The following is a 19,304-nucleotide window of genomic DNA, read 5'->3' as shown; positions in this document are numbered from 1 at the left end:
TCCAGTCTCAACTAAGTACGCCAATCCACGAGCCTCGAATTTTCCCTGCGAGTAAGGTAGAAGAAGAAGAACGGTACGTAGGCCATTATCCCCGCAATTACCAAAAAAAAACCTCGAACTGCGGCCGCATAGTTGCTTAAATATACACGGCAAACGAACACGACAGCAAAAACCAAAAGCGCTCCCAAAAACGGGACTGCGAGTGGCTTCAGAAACTGGACGACCGAGACGCCAAGGTCTCTCTTGAGAATTGAAAGCGACACAAAACAGCCGACAACCGATCGACTCACAAATCCGATTGCCACGATTGTTATACCGAAAGGCGCGGTACCTGCAGCGATAGCAGCACTCGTTCCCGTGAGGATGAGGCTGAAGCGCATGATCTCGGCTGATCGATCAAGTTTGATCAAGATAGGCGTAAGGAGATAATTGACGACTGCCGGAATGGCGGTCAGTGCGACGATGCCTGCGGGAAGCGCGAGATCGGCCCAGCGGTCGCCAAATGCGATTTCAACAAATTCGGGCGAGATCGCCGATAAACCGGCAGCGGCCGGAAAGACCAAGATCGCTGTAGCGCCAAACATCCGATGAGCGGCGTTCACGACCTCATCGCGGCCGCTCGCTGATGAGAAGGCGGAAAGTGCAACTGACTGGATCGGAGCGAGTATCGCTTGAAGCAGGAAGGTCACACCCCTGGTGGCAAGTTGATAAAGCCCCAGAACCGTGGTCCCGCCAACAGCCCCAACAATCAGGTCGGTGACACGGAGATTGAGGATATTGAGAAGACGAGAGCCCGCAAGACTGAGCGAAATGCGCCAAACGGGCCTAAGGGCGTGGAAAGAGGGCCCGGACGAAGGCGTCCAGCGCGCCAGCAAGAGGACAGCGGCGGCATTGACGACCGCCCCGGCGATTCGTCCGTAAACCAGCGCCCAGAGGCCGCCATCGTTCAGCACGACGAAAATCGAGACCGCCGCAGATGCCAAGCCTCCGGTCACCATCGCGGCAGAGATCGCCTGGTATCGGATGCCGTGGCGAAGCCGGGCCAAGGGTATCGCAGCAATGGCATCTATGGGATAGCAGACCGCCAGAACGAGCATGACGTTGCCAACGGTCTCTCTACCGACCGCAGCCAGTGCCATTCCGCCAACGCCTGCGAGAAGCGCGAGGACCAGTGAAGCCCCGATCTGAAAGTAGAAGCCGCTCGCTGCGATCCTCTCGTTCCAATCCCGCTCCCGGACCAGGTAATCCGGCAATCCCGCAAGCATGAGGTCGCGCGTCAATTCGATGCTCACGATCACCAAGGCTACGACGCCGAAATCACGAGCGTCCAGATGGCGAGCCAGAATGGCCAGGACCAAAAATGCTATGATCTGGGTAAGGACAGTCCCCCCGACACCCCAGGCAGACCCAATCATCACCTTTCGGGCAAGACTCATGTCAACGGTACGATCCTGAAGCCATTTTGATCTCGGCTGCCCCCGGCCCCAGCCAAGCAAAATTCGAACCCTAAAGTATTCCAGTGGAATTGCACATTTTATCGAAACATACTATTGACCAAATCATTGCCAATCAATGACAGGCGACTTGTCGAGGCCGACCTAGTGACCTGGCGTTAGCCGCACCGAGCGTTGGCAAGCGCCCTACATCATCGAAGTTGCGGTCATGGTCAGTCGAGCGAAATTTGATACTCTCCCAAAAATTATGAATGAAATTGCCGATGGTGATTTGATAAATGCTGAGTATGACGTTCAATCAGTCGATACAACCGAAGTGCTCGTCATCCTGTCAACTGAACGAAGTGGTAGCACGTTTCTGTGTGAGCAATTAGCGGCGATTGATTATTGCTATGCGCACGAATACTTCCAGCACTATCAATATCTACAAATACTGGCTCGTCGCTGGGATTTCATGGACGGCGAACGTATTAATTGGAAGCGATTTGGCCAAGCTCTTCGCACTCATCGCACGGCACCGAATGGAGTACTCGGAATTAATGTGCATGGGTACCAGCTTGATTGGTTTCAGCAGGTCGACTTCACGGACCTTCCGGTTCGCTACATCCACGTAGTACGCAATGATATTATAGGGCAAGCTCTGTCCTATGACAGAGCAATTCAAACCGGACAATGGTCATCCTTATATCCAAAAAATGGCGATTACTATTATTCTTTTGATTCGACTTTGAATGCACTGCATTATTTACAAAGACAAAGTGCACGAGTTTCTGCCTTTATTAACGCAAATAATTTAAATGTCGATGTGATAACATTCGAAAATATTATATCTGATCCAATATCGGCAATCAGAACTGTCACCGGCCTCGACGATTTTGAAGAAAGACTATCGAAATATCGATCATCCATGATAAGACAGCAGAAACAAAGTCAATATCGAGAAATATTCTCTAAGTCTTATTTGAAAGAATCTATCACTCAATCATACATTAAAAGAGATTATCGCTAAATTAAATTCGCTCTTATCTTGTTCGATGCCGCTTCCGCTATCCCGTTCCATCCGTAATGACTCTCTGCGAGCTTCCGTGCGGATAGGCATCGAATCTCGTGATTTGTCGCCGAAACTGTTTGAATGATCATGTCAGGCATAAAATCGACTGGCGCGGCAACAATCGCCATGCCTGAAGGGTCTTCGACCCCTCGGGCCCCAAAGGCCGTAGTGATGACCGGCAGGCCGGAGGCGAGATAGTCGAACAGCTTGATGTTGCTGCCCCCACCCGAAAGCATCGGATTAAGCGCCACGTCCGAGGCGGCCAGATACGGTTCCAATTCTTTCACGAATCCGGTTATGCGTACGTTCGGCGGAACCTGACCTTCGATATGGGAGCCGGCCGCGCCTGCGATGATGTAGGTTATCTCGGGCCGGCTTGGTGCTATCCTTACGATCTCGGCGGCAGCCTCCATGTTCGGTGGCCAGCGCGACCCGACAAAGATTGCTGCGATACCCTCGATGTTCAGTTTTCGCTTCGCTTCGAGACGCTCGCCTGCTGAAAACGATCGTGCCGAAGCCAGATCTGTTCCGTTAGGAGCGACATGAATCCGATCGGCCTCAACGTCGAACCGTGCGGCAAGAACTTCTTTGTCCTCGCGGCTGCAGCTCAAGATCAGATCTGCCCTGCGCACCGCTCTTCGCTCCAAGTCAAACAAGGCACGGCGAACATGGTTGTTCAAAACGCTCAACTGCGGTTCGAACGGATATAAGTCGCTTTCCACGTTATGAGCGTCCAACACCAGGAAATGATGGGGCCCCAGATACGGATCGATCATATCGAACAGAAATGGATGCTCGATCATCACGACTTGATGCGCAAAGAAGGCGTCTTTCAGCCATCGGCGTTGAAGCGCCATTCTGGGCAACAAGGTCGCCGATATCTGTGGGGCACCCAGCTGCCGCAGAAATCGGTTCGAGAATGCGATGAACGGATTGAAGAATGTTGTCTCTGTGTAGTTCGACTGGATCTCGAACGTCTTTCCGATCGGTGCGTCGTTTCGACGTATCGACGTGTGCGAGAATTGGTGCACCTCCCATCCTGCGCTCGCCAGACCGCGATTGAGATAGTGGACCCGTCGCATGCCACCCGTAATGGGCAGGCGCGACACGAACGGTGATATTGTTAATAATCGTCGGCGATCGACCTCAGCGTCTCGAAAAGTCCCCATTACGCCGGATTAGCTTTGAACTTCTGGGGTAGCAAGCGAGGCGCGATGTCTCCCCCCCTACCCTTTACGGTTAATTCACCAAATTCGGCCAGAACCCTTGCAGGGAAATCGGCGCCTCGCTGGCGCTTCTCGTCTGCTCGGAGTTGGGAATGAACGCTTTTGGTCGTCGCAATGGGATGAGTGGATCGGGCGGGCCTCGACCTGCTTTCGGGGTCGCGCGGCCGATGAAGGGGGGCGAGATGCTGCGCACGCAGCCGCCCATGCCGCCCTCGATGGAAGACGACATCCCCGCGCCCATCATCAACGCCAGCAGCCCGGAGGACGAGGCGCTGGCCAAGCTCGCCGAGCGTGCCGCGGCCAACCATAGCGGCGAATCCGTCGTCGAGGGATTCGAGGCGAGCGTCCACCGCATCAAGGAACAGGTTCTGCCGCGCCTGCTCGAACGGGTCGATCCCGAAGCGGCGGCGACGCTGACCAAGGACGAGCTGTCCGAGGAATTCCGGCCGATCATCCTCGAGGTGCTGGCCGAGCTCAAGATCACGCTCAACCGGCGCGAACAGTTCGCGCTCGAAAAGGTGCTCGTCGACGAACTGCTCGGCTTCGGCCCGCTCGAGGAGCTGCTCAACGATCCCGACATCTCGGACATCATGGTCAACGGCCCGAACCAGACCTATGTCGAGCGCAAGGGCAAGCTGGAACTGGCCAAGATCAAGTTCCGCGACGAAAGCCACCTGTTCCAGATCGCGCAGCGCATCGTGAACCAGGTCGGCCGCCGCGTCGACCAGACCACGCCGCTGGCCGACGCCCGCCTCAAGGACGGCAGCCGCGTCAACGTCATCGTGCCCCCGCTCAGCCTGCGCGGCACCGCGATCTCGATCCGCAAGTTTTCCGAAAAGCCGATCACCGTCGACATGCTCCGCGACTTCGGTTCGATGAGCGACAAGATGGCGACCGTGCTGAAGATCGCGGGCGCGAGCCGGATGAACATCGTCATTTCGGGCGGTACCGGTTCGGGCAAGACGACGATGCTCAACGCCCTGTCGAAGATGATCGACCCGGGCGAGCGTGTGCTCACCATCGAAGATGCGGCCGAACTCCGCCTGCAGCAGCCGCACTGGCTGCCGCTGGAAACGCGCCCGCCGAACCTCGAAGGGCAAGGTGCGATCACTATCGGCGATCTCGTCAAGAACGCGCTGCGCATGCGTCCCGACCGCATCATCCTGGGCGAAATTCGCGGCGCGGAGTGTTTCGACCTGCTCGCCGCGATGAATACCGGTCACGACGGCTCGATGTGTACGCTTCACGCCAACAGCCCGCGCGAATGCCTTGGCCGTATGGAGAACATGATCCTGATGGGGGACATCAAGATCCCGAAGGAGGCCATCTCGAAGCAGATCGCCGATTCGGTCGACATGATCGTCCAGGTGAAGCGCCTGCGCGACGGTTCGCGCCGCACCACCAACATCACCGAGGTGATCGGCATGGAAGGCGACGTGATCGTCACCCAGGAACTGTTCACTTACGAATACCTGGACGAAGGCGAGGACGGCAAGATCATCGGCGAGCATCGCCCGTCGGGCCTGCGCCCCTACACGCTGGAAAAGGCGCGCCAGTTCGGCTTCGACAAGGCCTACCTGCAGGCCTGCCTCTGAACGGCGGTCGCGGCGGTTCCCGGCGCCGCTGCCTGCATCAGACCGGCGAAAGCCACGCCTTCAGCGCGAACAGCGCGGCAATCACCGCCACGAACAGCGCGGCGAGGAAGACCGAGGCCCAGGGCATGCAGCCGACCCGGTCGGGCACCGACCGGCGGCGTCGGCGGCGGTCGCCGATCGTGGCCACCAGCGCCAGCGCCAGCGCACCGAGCGCGACGGTGCCCCACATGCCGGCATTGCTGCTGAAAAAGATCATCTTGCGACCAATCCGAAACCAAGCCCGCCGACAAGCGATCTTCGCTTGATCCGGACGTGCCGCGCACCCCATAGGCGCGCTGTGACGAGCATGGCAAATCCCTCCGCCCGGCCTGTCGGGCATCGTCCGCTGCTCGCCCTGCTGGTGCGTCTCGCCGCGGGCCTGTGCCTGGCGACGATGTTCGTGCTGATCAAGCTGGGTTCGCAGCGCGGCATCGCCCTGCCGCAGATGATCTTCGTGCGCCAGTTCGCGACGATCCCGGTGCTGCTGGGCTGGCTGGCCATCCGCGGCCAGTTGTCGATCATGCGCAGCGACAGGCTGGGCAGCCACGCCGGGCGGGCGATGACCGGCAGCATCGGCATGGTGCTCAACTTCGCCTCTCCGATCCTGCTGCCGCTGGCCGTGGCGACCACGCTGAGCTTTACCGCGCCGATCTTTGCCGTGGTGCTGTCGTTCCTGTTCCTGCGCGAGGATATCGGCAAATGGCGCTGGGGCGCGACGCTGCTCGGCTTTGCGGGAATCGTCGTCGTCACGGATCCCTTCCAGTCGAGCGTTCCGCTGCTCGGCGTGATGGTGGGAATCGGCGCGGCCTTCATGGTCGCGATGATCTCGCTGCAGATTCGCGACCTGACCCGGACAGAGAATTCGCTGGCGATCGTCACGTGGTTCGCGATCTTCTCCAGCCCTTTCCTGCTGATCGCCACGATCTTCACGTCGTGGAGCGCCGATCCTGTCGACTGGCTGGTGATGCTGGGCATCGCGGGGTTTGGCATCGCGGCGCAGATCCTGCTCACCACATCGCTGCGGCTGGGCAGCGTCGTCAGCGTGATCATCATGGACTATTCGACTCTGCTCTGGGCCACGCTTTACGGCTGGTTCGTGTTCGACGCCTGGCCGCCGCGTTCGCTGTGGCTTGGGGCGCCGCTGATCATCCTGGCAGGAACGGTGATCGTCTGGAGAGAGAGGATCCGATCGCGCGAGAAGCCATCGACAGTTGTCGTGTGAGGGGAACTACGGCATTCCCCGCACGTTCGTTTCAAAAATTTCGTTCGAAAGGACCCTGTCATGATCCGTCGCATTCTCCTCGCCACCGCGCTCGTCGGCGTCACGCTCACCGCTTCGGCCTGCAACACGGTCAAGGGGCTCGGACAGGACGTCCAGTCGGTCGGACAGGCCGGCGAAGAGGCCATCAACTGAGCGAACGCTCGATAGGAAAACGGGCCTGCCGGAGCGATCCGGCGGGCCTTTTTCGTGCCTTGCGAAATACCAGCGAAAGGTTGTTGGCGGGCATGACGTGACGCTCCGTGCGGACAAGGCCGCTCGTCCGCGCGGCATCGTCGAGCAAGCTCAGGCTGCGCAGACCCCATTCGGGATTGCGCGATCTCAGGCTCGCATCGAAGGCAAGATTGGACGGCGCGGTCGGCATGTCCGCTTCCAGAAACGGGCCATAGACGATCAGCGGCGCGCCCGGCGGCAACACGCGGTCGGCCCCGCCGAAGAGGCCCAGCGTCGCCGGCCACGGCGCGATATGGGTCATGTTGGCGCAGAACACGGCATCGGCGGTGGCGATGGGCCAGCCCTCTTTCAGCAGGTCGATACGGAGCGGCGGGAGCAGGTTTTCGCTGCCCGCTTCGGCCCTCCATGCCGCGATGGACGTGATGGCTGCCGCGTCGTGATCGCTCGGCTGCCAGGACAAGTGGGGAAAAAGCCGCGCGAAATGGACCGCGTGCTCACCCGTCCCGCTGGCGATTTCGAGCACCGTGCCGCTGCCGGGCAGCACCCCGCTCAGAACGGCCGCAATGGCATCGCGGTTGCGCAAGGTGGCCGGCGCATGCTGCCGGCCCTCCCCTGCCCCCAATTCGAAGGGAACGGGATCAGATCCAGCGTCGGACATGGCGGCAGTATTCGCGATAGGGTTTGCCAAAACGCGCGGCGAGATAGGCTTCTTCCCTGGCGATGACCTGCGTGCGGATCGCCAGCAGGGAAAGCGGCAGGGTCAGCAGCGCGCCCATCGAATCGGCCATGATCGCGATGCCGAACGTGCCGATCGCCATGCCGAGATACATCGGGTTGCGGGTGAAGCGATAGATCCCGCCACCGACCAGCGTGGTGTCGGGCTGCCACGGCTCGGGCTTGTTGCCGGCCTTGCGAAAGCGGACGAGCGCCGCACCAACCAGCGACAGTCCGGCGAACACCGCCACGCCGCCCAGTCCCCAGCGCACCGTCACCGGTATCGCCGCGTAGAGGCCGAACGCACGGTCGAGCACAAGGCCGACGAGCAGGAACCCCGCATAGACCAGCGGCGGCGGGAAGCGGACATTCGCGCTGTCGGTTTCGCGGCCCGCCATGTCAGGCCGCCGCCGCGCCGGGCGCCGCCGCCGGTTCCGCCGATGCCGGTTCTGCCGCCTCGCGCTCCGGACTGTGCTGCCAGATCGCTGCGAGAACCGAGCCGATCACGACGTGATAGACCGCCGAGATCGCCGCCGGAACGGGGGCGAGCGCCGCCTGCATCGGGCTGGCGAACTGCGCCGCAAACGAAGGTGCCGAGGCGAGACTGGCGCCAAGGCCGGAATTCTGCATCCCCACCTCGATCGAAATGGTGCGCGCCGCGTTGCGCCCGAAGCCGAGCAGCCGGCTGATGCCCCAGCCCAGCGCAAAGCCGCTGGCGTGAAGCAGCAGCACCGCCGCCAGCAGGATGCCGGCGTGCGCCTCGATCATCGGCTTCGACCGGGCGACGATACCGGCGACGATGACGACGACGAAAAGGATCGAAACGATCGGTGCGACCGGGACGATGAAGCGGGTCAGCCGCGGCAGGTAATGCGTCAGCCCCACGCCCAGCACCACCGGCACCAGCACGACCGACAGCATCCCGGTGAACAGCGCCCAGCGGTCGATCTGGATATAGACGCCCGCGAGCCAGCCGGTGAGCAGCGGGGTCAGCACGATCGCGGCGATCGTCGAGACCATCGTCATCGTCACCGACAGCGCGACATTGGCCCGCGCGATGTAGGTGATGACGTTGCTCGCCGTCCCGCCCGGACAGCAGCCGACGAGGATCAGCCCGACCGCAAGCCCGGCTGGCAGCGCGAAGAGGGCCGCGGAACCGGCGCCGGCAAGGGGCATGACCAGGAACTGTAATGCCACGCCGGCCAGGATGGCGCGGGGCATCCGGGCGACCCGGCGAAAGTCCTCGACCGTCAGGGTCAGGCCCATGCCGAGCATGATCACGCCCAGCATGACCGAGACCAGCGATTGCCCCAGCGGCGCGATGCTGCCGTCGGTGACCCAGGCGAAGCGAGCGGGCGCGAACCACGCCCAGGCGACGCCCAGAACGGTCCAGACCGCGAATAGATTGGTGATGCGCCCGATCATGCAAGTCCCCTGCCCGGCGCGGCTTATGCCACCGTGCCGGAGCCCGGACAATGCGATAGGGCGAAAATCGAAGGCGTCAGCTACCGCCGATCTCGCTGAGGCTCGGCGTGCCGGGCGGTACGCCTTCGCCCTGGTAGACGAGCACCGGCTTTCTCGCCGCGCGGGTTTCGTCGAGGCGGCGACGCGGGGCGAAGTGCGGCGCGCTCTTGAGGCTTTCGTCCGCGGCCTGCGCCCTTTCGGCAAGGCTGCGCAGCGAGGCGATCAGGCGATCCAGACCCTGCCTGCTCTCGGTCTCGGTCGGCTCGACCAGCATCGCGCCATGGACGACGAGCGGGAAATAGACCGTCATCGGGTGGAACCCCTCGTCGATCAGGCCCTTGGCGATGTCGAGCGTGGAGAACCCTTCGTGCAGATTGTCGTCGCTGAACAGCGCCTCGTGCATGCAAGGCCCGGTCCGGCCGAACGGCGCGTCGAGCACGTCGTCGAGCTTGCGCAGGACATAGTTCGCGTTGAGCACGGCGTCCTCCGCCACCTGGCGCAGCCCGTCGACACCGTGGCTGAGGATGTAGGTGAGCGCGCGGGTGAACATGCCCATCTGGCCGTGGAACGCGGTCATCCGGCCGAACGACTGCGGCGCGAGATCGCGCGCGCCGCGTTCCTCGATCAGCCGCAGCCGGCCCTTTTCGTCGCGGCGGACGAAGGGGATCGGCGCGAAGGGCGCGAGCGCGGCGGAAAGCACCACCGGCCCCGACCCCGGACCGCCGCCGCCGTGCGGGGTGGAGAACGTCTTGTGCAGGTTGATGTGCATCGCATCGACGCCCAGATCGCCGGGGCGGACCTTGCCGACGATGGCGTTGAAGTTCGCGCCGTCGCAATAAACGAGGCCGCCCGCGGCGTGGACCGCGTCGGAAATGGCCTTCATCTCGCGCTCGAACAGGCCGCAGGTGTTGGGATTGGTGATCATCACGCCCGCCACGTCCGGCCCCAGCCGCGCGGTCAGCGCCGCAAGGTCGACGCGGCCCTCGGCGGTGGCCGGGATGTTTTCGACCCGGTAGCCGGCAAAGGCGGCCGTCGCCGGGTTGGTGCCGTGCGCGGATTCGGGCACGAGGATAACCTCGCGCGCGTCGCCACGCGCCTCGAGCGCGGCGCGGATCGCGAGGATGCCGCAAAGTTCGCCGTGCGCTCCGGCCTTGGGGCTCATCGCCACGGCCTCCATGCCGGTCAGGCGGCACAGCCATTCGGCCAGCTGCTCGATCACCTCGAACGCGCCCTGCACCGTGTCCATCGGCTGGAGCGGGTGAATGTCGGCAAAGCCGGGCAGCCGGGCCATCGCCTCGTTCAGGCGCGGGTTGTGCTTCATCGTGCACGAACCCAGCGGAAACGGGCCGAGGTCGATGGCGTAGTTCTGCCGCGACAGACGGGTGTAGTGGCGCACCGCCTCCGGTTCGGTCAGGCCGGGAAGGTCGACCGGCGCCTTCCTTGCAAACCTTGCCAGCGCGGGCGCGATGTCGCCCGGCTCGTCGTCGAAGTCGACGCCGCACTTGCCCGCTCCGCCAAGCTCGAAGATCAGCGGTTCTTCCAGGGCAAGGCCCGCGTCGCCGCTGCGGGTCTGCGGACGTGCGGAGGCCCCCTCCCCGCCGATCGGATTCATCTCGGGCTTCCAGCCGCTCTTGTTCGGGGCGTTCATTTCAGTTCCTCCGCCAGTGCGGTGACGAGGGCGTCGATCCCCCTGTCGGTGCAAGTCTCGGTCACGCAGACCACCAATCCTTCGCCCAGATCGAGCGCATCGGGATAGAGCCGCCCCAACGCCACGCCCGAAAGGATGCCGCGCCGTGCCAGCCGGTGCGCGACCTCGCGCGCGTCATGACCGACGAGGCGGAGCGTGAACTCGTTGAAGAAGCCCTCGGTGTTGACCAGTTCGACGCCGGGGATCGCGGCGAGCTTTTCCGCCGCGAAGACCGCGCGCGAATGGTTGATCCGCGCCAGCCGGTCCAGCCCCTCGCCCCCCAGCAGCGTCATGTGGATTGAGAACGCGAGCGCGCAAAGACCCGAGTTGGTGCAGATGTTGCTCGTCGCCTTTTCGCGGCGGATGTGCTGTTCGCGGGTGGACAAGGTCAGCACGAAACCGCGCTTGCCATCGGCGTCGACGGTCTCGCCGCAAAGGCGGCCCGGCATCTGGCGCACATACTTCTCGCGCGCGCCGAACAGGCCGAGATAAGGGCCGCCGAAGTTGAGCCCGACGCCCAGCGACTGCCCTTCGCCGACCACGATGTCGGCGCCCAGCGCGCCGGGGCTTTCGAGGAGACCCAGCGCCACCGGCTCGGTCACCAGCGCCACCAGCAACGCGCCCTTGGCGTGGGCGGCATCGGCGATCCTCGCCAGATCGGGAATGCGGCCGAGAATGTCGGGATACTGGACCACGACGCACGAGGTCGCATCGTCGATCATCCCGATCAGCGCATCGTCGCCCGCATCGGCGACGAGCGCGGGCGACAGGACGCGGATCACGTCCTTCGTGAACTTTGCCATCGTCTGCGCGGTGGACAGGTAGTGCGGGTGGATCGGGCCGATAATCACGCCGTCGCGCCGGGTGATCCGCCCCGCCATGGCGATCGCCTCCCAGCACGCGGTCGACCCGTCGTACATCGAGGCATTGGCGATGTCGGTGCCGAACAGGCGGGCGACCTGCGTCTGGAACTCGAACAGGACCTGCAGCGTGCCTTGGGCGATTTCCGGCTGATACGGCGTGTAGGCGGTCAGGAATTCGCCGCGCTGGATCAGGTGGTCGACGCTGGCCGGAATATGGTGGCGATAGGCCCCCGCGCCCAGGAAGAACGGCGCATCCGCCGCCGACAGGTTCTTTGCCGCCAGCGCCTTCATGTGGCGCGAAACGGCCATTTCGCTGGCATGGTTCGGCAGGCCCTCGATGCGGGCGTTGAGCGCGTCCGCCGGCACGTCGCGGAACAGGTCGTCGATGCCGGCGGCACCGATCTGGGCCAGCATGTCGGCGCGGTCGTTAGGGGCCAGCGGAAGGTAGCGCATCGTGGGAATACTCAGTCCTTGAAGGCGAGAAAACGGAGGCGGACATAGTCGGCGGTCCATTGGCCGTCGCTGTCCCGAAGCTGCGGGGCGAGGAGATGCGTGGTCTCGGCGATCATCGCCGCCGCGTCCTCTCCGGCGAAGAAGCCGTGGCGGAAGGTATGGAGCCAATCCGCCATGCCGTCCTTCCCGTCATTGGCCGCCAGCGGCGTGGGGCGCGGAATCAGGGCGATGCTCGCGACGCGCAGGCCCGCCGCCTCCAGCTCGCGCGTGGCTTGCGCGACGCCGGGATAGTTCTGCCGGTCGACGGGATCCAGCCCGCGCCGTTCGGCAACCGCGCGGATCGCCGTGCGGATCGCGGCAATGTTGCCCATCCCGCCGCATTCACAGGCGAAGCGCCCACCCGGCTTCAGCGCGCGATGGACCCCGGCGTAGACAGCGGGATGGTCGGGCATCCAGTGCAGCGCCGCGTTGGAAAAGACGGCATCGAATTCGCCGTCGTAGTCCAGCGCCTGTCCGTCGCCCTGCCGAACTTCGAGCCCGCGTTCGCGAGCGCGGTCGAGCAGGCCGGCATCGGCGTCGTAGCCCAGCACGTCGGCACCCGCATCGGCGATGCGGCGCGTCAGCACCCCGTCGCCGCAGCCGAGGTCGAGCACGCGCTCCCCCGCCTGCGGGGCGAGCAGGTCGAGCACGGCCTGCCCCAGGGCCGGGACGAACGCACCCGTCGTCCCGTACGCCCTGGCATCCCAAGCCTGAGGGGTGCCCGCAGCGATCATCAGAGGCTGTCGACGTAGGCCTTGTAGCCGGCCTCGTCCATCAGGCCGTCGAGTTCGGAGGCGTCCGACAGCAGCACCTTGAACAGCCAGCCGTCGCTTTCGGGCCTGGTGTTGACCAGTTCCGGCTCGTCGGTCAGCGCGCTGTTCACTTCGCGCACTTCGCCGGACACGGGGGTGTAAACATCCGATGCGGCCTTCACCGAATCGACGACAGAGACCGAATCCCCCTTGCCGACCGAAGTGCCTTCACCCGGCAGTTCGACGAAGGTGATGTCGCCGAGCTGTTCCTGCGCGTAGTTGGTGATGCCGACGGTGCCGATCGGGCCATCGACGGCGATCCATTCGTGGTCCTTGGTGAAATAAGTCGTCATCTGGGTTCAGACCTTCTGCTGCTTGGCGGGAGTTTGGCGATGATAACGGTGGGCCACGAAGGGCATCGGCGCGACGGTCGCGTCGAGCATCCTGCCGCGCACCTCGATGGTTAGCCTGGTGCCGGGCGCGGCATGTTCGATCTCGACATAACCCATCGCGATTGGCGCGCCGACGGTGGGGACAAAGCCGCCGCTGGTGACCGCGCCGACCTGCTCGTCGCCGGCAAAGATCGCGGCGCCCTCGCGCGCGGCCATGCGCCCTTCGATGGCAAGGCCGATGCGCTTCGTCGCCGCGCCGCCGGCGAGGCGCGAAAGGATGGCTTCCGCACCCGGGAATCCGCCTTCTTCCCGCCGCCGCTTGCTGATCGCGAAGCCGAGGTCGGCGCTGACCGGATCGGTGTCGGTGGTGATGTCGTGCCCGTAAAGCGGCAGACCCGCTTCCAGCCGCAGCGAATCGCGCGCGCCGAGCCCGATGGGTCTGACGATGTCGAGCGCGCAGAGCGCATCGGCGAGGGCCGCCGCATTGTCCATGGGAACCGACAGTTCGAACCCGTCTTCGCCGGTGTAGCCGGAGCGGGCGATACCCAGCGTCACGCCCTGCCATTCGCGGCTGGTCGCCTGCATGAAGACCAGATCCGCCGCCGCGCCGGGCACGACGCGATCCAGCGCCTCGGCCGCTTTCGGCCCTTGCAGCGCGAGGAGGGCCTGATCGTCGAGATGGGTGAGCGTGATCTCGTCAGGCAGGAATTCACGCAGGTGGCCGATGTCGTCCCACTTGGTCGCGCCGTTGACGACGAGGTAGAACGTCGCTTCCGCCGCCCCGGGGGGCGTGACGTTGGTGACCATCAGGTCGTCGAGAATGCCGCCATGTTCGTCGAGCAAGAGCGAATACCGGATCCGGCCCGGCTTCAGCGCCGAGAAATCGCCGGGCATCAGCGCCTCCAGCGCCTCTGCCGCGCCCTCGCCCGACACCAGCAGCTGGCCCATGTGCGAAACGTCGAACAGTCCGGCGTTCTCGCGCGTCCAGGTGTGCTCGGCGATGATGCCTCCAAGCTGACCGGGATACTGGATCGGCATGTCGTATCCGGCGAAGGGCACCATGCGGGCACCGCGCGCGCGATGCCAGGCATCGAGCGGCAGCCTGGCCGGTGCATCGTCCTCGAATTCAGGATGGTCGGTATCGCTCAACGCACAGCTCCGTTCAAAAGATTCGGCCATGCGACGGCGCAGGAATTGCGCACCGTCGCCGGCCCCCTCTGTCACGGAAACCTGAGAGCTTTCCCCCGCGCCCGTTCGATGCGCAAGGTTACCCCTTCGGTGGCTTCCGCGAGGGAAGCGCTTTCCAGAGTATCGCTATCGACCGGCACGGTCCCTTGTGCCTGAGAGATTCCGGGGCGGTTGCTCCTTCGGCGGCCCACGACCCGCCCAAGGGGCGAATCACCGGCGCTCTCCCGCGCGGTCAGCGATATGCGAAAACCCCTGTCGCCGCGGGGCCGCGAAGTCAATCGGCCTGCGCGGGTCCGACGGGGATAGCCCCGCGTTTTGCACGGGCCAGCGCAGGCGCGCGCCAGATGCCGTCGTTGTCGTGGACGAAGCGCCCATCCGCCTTGGCGCCCGATAGCGCGAGCATGGCGCGGGCGACGTCGCTTGCCTGTACCGAGCGGAAGCGGCGGTACTGTCCGTGCAGCAGCAGATCGGTGACCGGGGCGGCGATCGTCGCCAGCCGTTCGGCGCGGCGCACTTCGCTCCCGCGTACGCCGCGCAGCAGGCCGGGCCTTAGGATGTCGACGCGGCGGAAGTTCTGTTTCTTCACCGCGTCCTCGATCTCGCCCTTGGTCCGCAGGTAGAAGTTCTTCGCGTAAGGGTCGGCGCCGACCGAACTGACCATCACCATCTGCCGCACGCCGCCATGCGCCGCCGCCTTCGCGCATTGCAGGACAAGGCCGTAGTCGACCGCGCGAATCGCCTGCTCGTCGCCGCCGACCGCCCTGATCGTGGTGCCGAGCGCACAGGCCAGAACATCGGGCTTCATGTCGGCGATCGCGCCCGGCCAGTTGGCCGGATCGGCGATGATCATCTCCATCCGCGCGCCATCGGGAAGCGGCGCTTCGCGGCGGGACAGCGCGGTCAGGCGGACATGGGGAAACGACCGTGCCTCGGCGATCAGGCTCATGCCGACCAGCCCGGTGGCGCCGATCAGCACCATGCGAACCGGCCGCTCAGACATTGCTCAGCTCTTCGGGCGGCGGGCCGAACAGGCGGGTATATTGCTGGATCGCATAGCGGTCGGTCATTCCTGCGATGAAGTCGGCGACGTGCCGCGCCCGCCCCGGCTCGGCATCGGGCAGCGCGGCGCGCCAGTCATCGGGGAGCAGAGCCGGGTCCGATGCATAAGCCGCATGAAGCCGCTGCAGCAGGTCCACCGCCAGTTGGGCGGTGCGCTTCTGCGCCGGGTGATAATAGACGTTGTCGTACATGAAACGCTTGAGCCGCCGTTCGGCGAGCTGCACCCCGCGCGAAAAGCCTGACAGCGCCCGGTCGGCTCGCCGCACGTCGTGTGCAGTTTCGATCCCGGCATCGGCGATGCGCCCCTTCGTTTCGGCGATGACGTCGTTCACCATCCAGCCGATCTGGCCGCGCACCAGCTCGCGCTGCAGCCGGTCGCGCGGCGTGCGCGGGAAGCGGCTCTCGATCGCGCGCCACTGGTCGGCAATGAAATCGATGGCGAGCAGCTGGTCGAGATCGATGAAGCCTGCGCGCAGGCCATCCTCGATGTCGTGGTTGTCGTAAGCGATATCGTCGGCGACCGCCGCGACTTGCGCCTCCAGGCTTGGCCAGCGGGCAAGATCGAAGGGGAACGCGCGGTCCAGCTCCTCCAGCGCCCAAGGCAGCGGCCCTTCCGCGACCGGACCGTTGTGCTTGGCCAACCCCTCCAGCATCTCCCATGAAAGGTTCAGGCCATCGTGCGTGCAGTACGGGCTTTCCAGCCGCATCAGCACGCGCAGGGTATGGGCGTTGTGGTCGAACCCGCCATGAGCGGCCAGCGCCGCGTCCAGCGCGTCTTCTCCGGCATGGCCGAAGGGCGCGTGGCCGATATCGTGGGCAAGGCACAGCGCCTCGGTCAGGTCCTCGTCGAGGCCGAGCGAGCGGGCAATGACCCTGCCGACCTGCGCCACCTCCAGGCTGTGGGTCAGGCGGGTGCGGTAATGGTCGCCATAGGGCGCGACGAAGACCTGCGCCTTGTGCTTCATCCGGCGGAAGGCGATGGAATGGATGACCCGGTCGCGATCGCGCTGGAAGGCGCTGCGCGGACCGCGCACGCCCCCGCCCGGTTCGCCGAACTCGCGCCCCCTGCTCTGCGCCGGATCGGCGGCATAGCGGGCGCGTCCCGCCGTCATGCCGACATCGGTGGCGTCGTTCGGGGCTGCTTCGAGCATGTCCATCGCCCGCGGCCCTGCCAGATTACGCCGCAGCTTTGAAGGGCCGATTGCGCGGGACCTTGCCGCCGGGCCCACATCGGGACAGGCACCGTCAGTCGTCGGCCAGGATCCAGCGGGCCGCCGCCTCGGCATGGATTTCCGCCCCGTCGAAGATCGGCAGGACGTTCGCCTCGGTATGGACGATGAGGTTGAGTTCGGTGCAGGCCAGCACGATCGCCTCGGCCCCGTCCTTTTCGAGGTTGGTGATGATCGTGCGCAGCTCCCGTTCGCTCGACCGCTTCGCCTTGCCCAGCATCACCTCTTCGTAGACGATGCGGTCGATCGCCTCGACGATCTCGGGCTCGGGCGGGAGCAGTTCGATGTCGCGGGCGACGAGGCGGCGGCGGTAGAATTCCTCGACCATGACGCCGCGGGTGCCCAGGATCGCGGCCTTGTCCGCCTTGTCCGCGATCATCGCGTCGGCGACGCAATCGGCGATATGGAGGATGGGAATCGAAACCGCCTCGGACACGCGGTCATAGACGCTGTGCATCGAATTGGCGGCGATGACCAGCGCCTCGGCCCCCGCAGCCTCGAGCCGCTTCGCGCTGTCGGACAGGATGGCGGCGGCCCTGTCCCACTCCTCGCGCGTGGAGAGGCGATAGAGCGGCCTGAAGTCGAGACTTTCGATGAGCAGGGGAGCCGAAGCGGTCGGCCCCTTCGCCTTTTGAACGATGCGGTTGATGTCTTCGTAATAGCCGCGGGTCGAGACCCAGCTCATCCCCCCGATCAGCCCAAGCTTGCGCAAATGCCCGAATCCCTCTTCTCTCGTGTGCTGCAACTGCACTGTAGGTAGAAAAAGAGCGGCGCGTCCAGCGACGCGCCGCTCCTTTCATCGCCCGGAACAACCGAACGAACAATGAATGCGGGAACCCCCCGGCGCCTCAGTCGGTCAGCGCCTTGTTGATTTCCTCGACCATCTTCTTGGCGTCGGCCAGCAGCATCATCGTCTGGTCCATGTAGAAGACGTCGTTGTCGACGCCGGCGTAGCCGACGCCGCCCATCGAACGCTTGATGAAGAAGACCTGCTTGGCCTTGTCCACGTCAAACACCGGCATGCCGTAGATCGGACTGGACTTGTCGGTCTTGGCGGCCGGATTGACGACGTCGTTGGCGCCGATGATGAAGGCCACGTCGGTCTGCGCGAACTCGCCGTTGATGTCCTCCAGTTCGAAGACGTCGTCGTACGGCACGCTCGCCTCGGCCAGGAGGACGTTCATGTGGCCCGGCATGCGGCCCGCGACCGGGTGGATCGCGAACTTCACCGTGACGCCCTTTTCCTTCAGCAGGTCGGTCATCTCGCGCAGCACGTGCTGCGCCTGCGCGACCGCCATGCCGTAGCCGGGGATGATGATGACCTGTTCGGCCTGGCTCATCATGTAGGCCGCGTCCTCGGCGCTGCCGCGCTTCCACGGACGGTCGGTCTTGGCCGCGCCCGCGCCGCCGCCGCCCGAATCCGCGCCGAAACCGCCGGCGATGACCGAGATGAAGGAGCGGTTCATCGCCCGGCACATGATGTACGACAGGATCGCACCCGATGCGCCGACCAGCGCGCCGGTGATGATCATCGCCGTGTTGTGCAGGGTGAAGCCCATCGCCGCCGCAGCCCAGCCCGAGTACGAGTTGAGCATCGAGACGACGACCGGCATGTCCGCGCCGCCGATCGGGATGATCAGCAGGAAGCCGATGATGAAGGCCAGCGCCGTGATCGCGATGATGATCCAGGCCGACTGGTCCTGCGTGAACAGGCCCGTCAGGATCACGATCGCGGCGAGCGTGCCGAGATTGATGACGTGACGGCCCGGCAACATGATCGGCGCGCCGCTCATCTTGCCTGCCAGTTTCAGGAAGGCGATGACCGAGCCCGAGAAGGTGATCGCACCGATCGCGATGCCCAGCCCCATCTCGACCCGGCTGACCGGGCTGATCGCGCCGGTGTCGGTCAGGATGCCGAACGCGCCGGGATTGAGATAGGCGGCCCAGCCCACCAGCACCGCGGCCATGCCGACGAGGCTGTGGAACGCGGCGACCAGCTGCGGCATGTCGGTCATCGCGATCTTGCGCGCGGTGACGAACCCGATGCCGCCGCCGATCAGGATCGCGACGATGATCTCGGGCAGACTGGCGATGTCATGGGTGACGAGCGTGGTGACCACCGCAATGGTCATGCCGATCATGCCATAGCGGTTGCCCCGGCGCGAGGTGGTGGGATGCGACAGCCCGCGCAGCGCGAGGATGAAGCAGACGCCGGCGACAAGATAGGCGAAGGCGACCCACGGGTTGACCGCATGGGTGCTCGCCTCTGCCGGCAGGTCGACGATGTCGACCTGTTCGACGACGTAGGAAAGAGCGGAAAGCAGGCCCATTTACTTTCCCTCCCCCTTGGGAGCGCGCGGCTCCTTTTTCTTGTACATCGCCAGCATGCGTTCGGTGACGGCAAAGCCGCCGAAGATGTTGACGCTCGCCAGCACGATGCCGATCAGGCCGAGCCACTTGGCGGCGGGGCTGCCGGCATTGGCGGCGGCGATCAGCGCGCCGACGATGATGACCGAAGAGATCGCGTTGGTCACCGCCATGAGCGGCGTGTGCAGCGCGGGCGTGACCGACCAGACAACGTAATAGCCCACGAAACAGGCCATCACGAAGATCGACAGGATTGCAATAAAGTCCATGGTTGCGGCC

General features: G+C 64.3%; 20 protein-coding genes and 2 riboswitches. Of the genes, 4 read left to right on the top strand and 16 right to left on the bottom strand.

Annotated features, from left to right (window positions below):
• Positions 1 to 11 precede the first annotated feature (11 nt).
• Positions 12 to 1,415: an oligosaccharide flippase family protein gene (locus tag J2X37_RS16030; RefSeq protein WP_310023223.1), complete on the bottom strand. Its 1,404-nt coding sequence runs from the start codon at positions 1,413 to 1,415 to the stop codon at positions 12 to 14.
• A 286-nt stretch (positions 1,416 to 1,701) separates the two neighbouring features.
• On the opposite strand from J2X37_RS16030, the gene J2X37_RS16025 reads away from it, so the two are divergent.
• Positions 1,702 to 2,463 carry a Stf0 family sulfotransferase gene (locus tag J2X37_RS16025; protein WP_310023221.1) on the top strand — a complete coding sequence of 254 codons (762 nt, stop codon included), beginning with the start codon at positions 1,702 to 1,704 and terminating at the stop codon, positions 2,461 to 2,463.
• On the opposite strand, the gene J2X37_RS16020 is transcribed toward J2X37_RS16025, so the two are convergent.
• Positions 2,460 to 3,614 carry a glycosyltransferase family 4 protein gene (locus tag J2X37_RS16020; RefSeq protein WP_310023219.1) on the bottom strand — a complete coding sequence of 385 codons (1,155 nt, stop codon included), beginning with the start codon at positions 3,612 to 3,614 and terminating at the stop codon, positions 2,460 to 2,462. The genes J2X37_RS16025 and J2X37_RS16020 overlap by 4 nt on opposite strands.
• 209 nt (positions 3,615 to 3,823) lie before the next feature.
• On the opposite strand from J2X37_RS16020, the gene J2X37_RS16015 reads away from it, so the two are divergent.
• Positions 3,824 to 5,326, top strand: a complete 1,503-nt coding sequence (locus J2X37_RS16015; protein WP_310023217.1) for a CpaF family protein — start codon at positions 3,824 to 3,826, stop codon at positions 5,324 to 5,326.
• Between the two features lie 37 nt (positions 5,327 to 5,363).
• Here the strand turns inward: J2X37_RS16015 and J2X37_RS16010 are convergent, their stop codons facing one another.
• Entirely contained in the window at positions 5,364 to 5,582 is a 219-nt protein-coding gene (locus J2X37_RS16010) for a hypothetical protein (protein ID WP_310023215.1), read from the bottom strand.
• A gap of 90 nt (positions 5,583 to 5,672) precedes the next feature.
• Here J2X37_RS16010 and J2X37_RS16005 point away from each other — a divergent pair, with 90 nt between their 5' ends.
• Positions 5,673 to 6,587 (top strand): DMT family transporter, encoded by a 915-nt coding sequence (locus J2X37_RS16005; RefSeq protein ID WP_310023213.1) that lies wholly within the window; start codon positions 5,673 to 5,675, stop codon positions 6,585 to 6,587.
• Positions 6,588 to 6,647: 60 nt separating this feature from the next.
• On the top strand, positions 6,648 to 6,779 hold the full coding sequence (locus tag J2X37_RS16000; RefSeq protein WP_310023211.1) for an entericidin A/B family lipoprotein: 132 nt from the start codon (positions 6,648 to 6,650) through the stop codon (positions 6,777 to 6,779).
• Here J2X37_RS16000 and J2X37_RS15995 read toward each other — a convergent pair.
• The 13 genes from J2X37_RS15995 to J2X37_RS15935 form a co-directional block, all read right to left on the bottom strand.
• Positions 6,772 to 7,476, bottom strand: coding sequence for a DUF938 domain-containing protein (locus J2X37_RS15995; protein WP_310023209.1), 705 nt, complete (start codon positions 7,474 to 7,476; stop codon positions 6,772 to 6,774). The genes J2X37_RS16000 and J2X37_RS15995 overlap by 8 nt on opposite strands.
• On the bottom strand, positions 7,457 to 7,930 hold the full coding sequence (locus tag J2X37_RS15990) for an isoprenylcysteine carboxylmethyltransferase family protein (protein ID WP_310023207.1): 474 nt from the start codon (positions 7,928 to 7,930) through the stop codon (positions 7,457 to 7,459). The genes J2X37_RS15995 and J2X37_RS15990 overlap by 20 nt, the downstream gene beginning before the upstream one ends.
• A gap of 1 nt (position 7,931) precedes the next feature.
• Positions 7,932 to 8,957 (bottom strand): bile acid:sodium symporter family protein, encoded by a 1,026-nt coding sequence (locus J2X37_RS15985; RefSeq protein ID WP_310023205.1) that lies wholly within the window; start codon positions 8,955 to 8,957, stop codon positions 7,932 to 7,934.
• A gap of 76 nt (positions 8,958 to 9,033) precedes the next feature.
• A complete protein-coding gene (gene gcvPB, locus J2X37_RS15980; RefSeq protein ID WP_310023202.1) occupies positions 9,034 to 10,644 on the bottom strand; it encodes an aminomethyl-transferring glycine dehydrogenase subunit GcvPB in 1,611 nt (536 codons plus the stop codon).
• Positions 10,641 to 11,999: an aminomethyl-transferring glycine dehydrogenase subunit GcvPA gene (gene gcvPA / locus J2X37_RS15975; protein WP_310023200.1), complete on the bottom strand. Its 1,359-nt coding sequence runs from the start codon at positions 11,997 to 11,999 to the stop codon at positions 10,641 to 10,643. The genes gcvPB and gcvPA overlap by 4 nt, the downstream gene beginning before the upstream one ends.
• Before the next feature lie 11 nt (positions 12,000 to 12,010).
• Positions 12,011 to 12,772: a class I SAM-dependent methyltransferase gene (locus tag J2X37_RS15970; protein WP_310023198.1), complete on the bottom strand. Its 762-nt coding sequence runs from the start codon at positions 12,770 to 12,772 to the stop codon at positions 12,011 to 12,013.
• Positions 12,772 to 13,143: a glycine cleavage system protein GcvH gene (gcvH, locus tag J2X37_RS15965; RefSeq protein WP_310023196.1), complete on the bottom strand. Its 372-nt coding sequence runs from the start codon at positions 13,141 to 13,143 to the stop codon at positions 12,772 to 12,774. Before gcvH ends, J2X37_RS15970 begins: the two co-directional genes overlap by 1 nt.
• Positions 13,144 to 13,149: 6 nt before the next feature.
• Complete coding sequence (gcvT, locus tag J2X37_RS15960; RefSeq protein WP_310023194.1) at positions 13,150 to 14,331, bottom strand: glycine cleavage system aminomethyltransferase GcvT; 1,182 nt, start codon at positions 14,329 to 14,331, stop codon at positions 13,150 to 13,152.
• Positions 14,332 to 14,389: 58 nt separating this feature from the next.
• Positions 14,390 to 14,499, bottom strand: a riboswitch (glycine riboswitch).
• A riboswitch (glycine riboswitch) is annotated at positions 14,500 to 14,607 on the bottom strand.
• 37 nt (positions 14,608 to 14,644) lie between these two features.
• The gene (locus J2X37_RS15955) at positions 14,645 to 15,370 is read right to left on the bottom strand and encodes an NAD(P)H-binding protein (RefSeq protein ID WP_310023192.1); all 726 of its coding nucleotides are present in this window, start codon (positions 15,368 to 15,370) and stop codon (positions 14,645 to 14,647) included.
• Positions 15,363 to 16,580 (bottom strand): deoxyguanosinetriphosphate triphosphohydrolase, encoded by a 1,218-nt coding sequence (locus tag J2X37_RS15950; protein WP_310023190.1) that lies wholly within the window; start codon positions 16,578 to 16,580, stop codon positions 15,363 to 15,365. The genes J2X37_RS15955 and J2X37_RS15950 overlap by 8 nt, the downstream gene beginning before the upstream one ends.
• 94 nt (positions 16,581 to 16,674) lie before the next feature.
• Complete coding sequence (locus tag J2X37_RS15945) at positions 16,675 to 17,370, bottom strand: amino acid racemase (protein WP_310023188.1); 696 nt, start codon at positions 17,368 to 17,370, stop codon at positions 16,675 to 16,677.
• A 136-nt stretch (positions 17,371 to 17,506) separates the two neighbouring features.
• A complete protein-coding gene (locus tag J2X37_RS15940) occupies positions 17,507 to 18,988 on the bottom strand; it encodes an NAD(P)(+) transhydrogenase (Re/Si-specific) subunit beta (protein ID WP_310023186.1) in 1,482 nt (493 codons plus the stop codon).
• Positions 18,989 to 19,294 carry an NAD(P) transhydrogenase subunit alpha gene (locus J2X37_RS15935; protein WP_310023184.1) on the bottom strand — a complete coding sequence of 102 codons (306 nt, stop codon included), beginning with the start codon at positions 19,292 to 19,294 and terminating at the stop codon, positions 18,989 to 18,991.
• Positions 19,295 to 19,304 lie beyond the last annotated feature (10 nt).

This window comes from Croceicoccus sp. BE223, assembly GCF_031457155.1.
In the GTDB taxonomy this organism is placed as follows: Bacteria; Pseudomonadota; Alphaproteobacteria; order Sphingomonadales; family Sphingomonadaceae; genus Croceicoccus.
Note: the sequence above shows the minus strand (reverse complement) of the source record. Positions and strands in the feature narration are given on the sequence as shown.